This is a genomic window from Pseudomonas sp. B611, assembly GCF_055407965.1.
On the sequence record NZ_JBUZST010000040.1, the window covers coordinates 1 to 3002 of the forward strand.

Genomic DNA, 3002 nt, shown 5'->3' on the forward strand with positions numbered 1-3002 from the left:
GTGCTTTAAAGCACTTGAATTACTGAAAATAAATGTTACAACATAATCAATACAACATCATTTTTAAAACCATGAGCAACTTCGTCGCTATAAATGCAAAATATTATAAAAATTCTAATTCGTCCGGTGGTATTGGACACGTTCAACGTGTCTTTGCTGAAAATAGGAACTCAATAAAAGAGTTTCAAAGTAACAATTTTGGTTGTGGTTTTGACATTCTAGACAAATACAATGAAACATATAAAAAAGTCGAGGAAATCAAGGGGAAAAAGATACAAAAAACGGCAAATACATACATGGACAGCGTTTTAATATTTTCGCAAAGCCATGTTGAAGAATTGATGAAAAAACCCAACTGGAAGGCGGATTTTTCTCAACATATTAACGATCTTATGCAAGATATGAAAAACGAAACTGGCCTTGAACCTATGGGTTGGGAAATGCACATGGACGAAGGCCATAAAGACCCAAAAACAGGTAAATACGTGATGAATTATCACGCCCACCTAATATTCTATAACTTTGATTTTAAGACCAAAAAAGCCCCATTGCGTGAGCTGATGGGTCGGAAAAGTGATTCGATATGGTCGAAGCTGCAAGATGTTGCAGCAAATCGCTTTGCTGATTTAGGTTTTATTCGTGGCGTTTCTGCTGAAATGAGTAAGGTGAAACACCTTGAAAAAGACGAATATGTAGCTGCTAAACAGGCCGAGATCGAACGCCTGCAGGCGGATCTGGTAGAGCGTCAAACCAAGCTAGATCGGGCCTTACAGGCCAATCAGGAGCTTCTGGAAGAGGTAGCGGAAAGCATCGACGTTGTGATTGGAGATTTTAACAAACACAATGATGCTTATAGGAGTTTAGTAGAGCGTGTGAAACTTGAAAAAGAAGTTAAATCGGATATCTCAAATATGTATAAAGAAGTTAAAGAAATGCTGGAAGACAATCCGATTTTCAAGAATTTACAACGACAATTAAAAAATTCATTCCCGGAATTTTATGATAAATCTTTGAAATTCTGCAACAAAGTTGCCTCATATTTCAACGCCGATTCAGGTGGTGGGGAGTTACTACCACTATTGAAAGAAACACGAGAAAATGCCCAAAAAATTAAGTCTATACATGATGATTTGAAGGGTCGTAGCGGTAAGTTCAAGATTTAAAAAGTGCGAAGCACAACCAGAATGCTCTTAAACCCCCTTTCGGGGGTTAGTCTATATTATGCTGATTGTTGTTCATCATATTGATTTTCAGGGCTTGCCGGGTCAAACGATGATGTAACTTCACGTTTGCCGTTTGGTGTGTAGTTGATTGTGATGTTATACGTCTCACGTCTTTCCATGATTTCAAGCCATTTGCCTTGTCCGAACAAGTGAGGATTTGCTATATAAACAGATGTTCCAAGACGTTTTAAAATGTCTTTTTTAATCAAGTCAGTAATGCAGTTACTGAACGATTTTAATGTTAAGCCAGCAGCAGCCGCACATTGCTCTTTTGTGTATTTAGGAAGGTTTATAATGCCCTTCCAATTCATTTCTTTAAGTATCTCGTATAAGGCTGGTGAACAGCCTTTTGGAAGGTCATAGATGCGGTTAATGTCTTGTAGATAGACTTTCACATACAAGGGTTCTTGTGGAACTCTTGAAATAGTGTTTGTGACTGTTTGTTTTACTTGACCAGTTTCTTCATTAACAAGACGTTGTGTCTCGGTATACGTGGTTTTTTTGGTTGGTGATGTAAGTTTTTTAACATTACTTTCTTTTGGTAATTCTTCTTTTTTAACATTTGCTTTTGGCATAAAAACGCTCCTAAAAATATTATCTTACTTACAAATTAACACGCCTTTCATCATTGTCAATGATGTTCAGTCATTTTTTTTGATGAACCTATGTCACTGAGCTGGTGAGTGCCTTGCCTTTGGTGAGATTCATCATTTTTGATGGTCGTTTTTTGCGGTCTTGGGTGGAACATTCATCATTTTTAATGAACCGATGTCACTGAGCTGGTGAACCGGTGTCACTGAGCTGGTGAACCGGTGTCACTGAGCTGGTGAATGCCCATTCATGCGAAAAGGTTGATTTTACGGGCTGAACTGGGTGTTTTTGGAATATGGCTCCTTCTTATATTATTAGGGTGGTTTTCAAAGCCTTTGATTTTCAGCCGTTTAGATTGCTGTTTTTAGGTTCAGGATCTACCGCAACGCGAAGCAGGTTCCACCAGCCTCGGTATGGTGATTGAGTGGGTGGCCTAGGCCGTAGGACGACGGCAAGCCATGAGATCAACAGAGCGAGAGCGTAGGGGAAAGCCACTGCCCAACGGGCTGGCGTCCTGTAAATGCGGTAGATCCGTAGGATCGATGGTGCTGCAATCGAGTGCCTAACGCCTCACTGCGTTCGTTGTTGGGCCATTTGACACGCTTGGCCATGAAGCCGGCCAACCATGTCAAACGACCTCGATCACGTCACCAGTGGCCTCTCAGGAGCTTCTGGATTGGAATGTGATCGATGGATCACCATCGTCACTGTCCAACCCGCTTTTGATTTTCGGGGACTGACAGCACACCCATACATTCCCTGGAGGGAAATGTTCATGGGTGTAATGGGCACCGTTGCCGGTGCTGTTCTGGTGAATAAAGCAAGGGCACCGAGCTTTTAAAACAGAAAAGCCTCTGGAATAAATCGGAACGATTTATGTAAGACATTGCCGATTTTGATTGTAGGTTTTTGACTTGTTGTTGATCTTGATCTTGATCTTGCCTTTGATCTTCCTCGCGTAGCGAGGCCCATGCACTCGGAGAGTGCTTTAATGGGCTAAAACACTACTGCGTAATGTTGATATATCTAGGAATAAATAGAGGCATTTAAACGGCTTTATAAAGCACTCAAATGTTTTAAAGCACCATAGTGCTTTAAAGCACTTGAATTACTGAAAATAAATGTTACAACATAATCAATACAACATCATTTTTAAAACCATGAGCAACTTCGTCGCTATAAATGCAA

2 protein-coding genes are annotated in these 3002 nt (G+C 40.3%); one reads left to right on the forward strand and one right to left on the reverse strand.

Annotation, left to right across the window (positions count from 1 at the left end):
* Positions 1-71: 71 nt before the first annotated feature.
* Positions 72-1163: a hypothetical protein gene (locus ACZRMO_RS30150; protein WP_463975265.1), complete on the forward strand. Its 1092-nt coding sequence runs from the start codon at positions 72-74 to the stop codon at positions 1161-1163.
* A gap of 56 nt (positions 1164-1219) precedes the next feature.
* On the opposite strand, the gene ACZRMO_RS30155 is transcribed toward ACZRMO_RS30150, so the two are convergent.
* Positions 1220-1798, reverse strand: coding sequence for a replication/maintenance protein RepL (locus ACZRMO_RS30155; protein WP_463975266.1), 579 nt, complete (start codon positions 1796-1798; stop codon positions 1220-1222).
* Between the last annotated feature and the right edge of the window lie 1204 nt (positions 1799-3002).

Bases quoted from the DNA above. Each gene is read 5' to 3' on its own strand.
- ACZRMO_RS30155 (WP_463975266.1), bottom strand. From the start codon at position 1,798: ATGCCAAAAGCAAATGTTAAAAAAGAAGAATTACCAAAAGAAAGTAAT.
- ACZRMO_RS30150 (WP_463975265.1), top strand. From the start codon at position 72: ATGAGCAACTTCGTCGCTATAAATGCAAAATATTATAAAAATTCTAAT.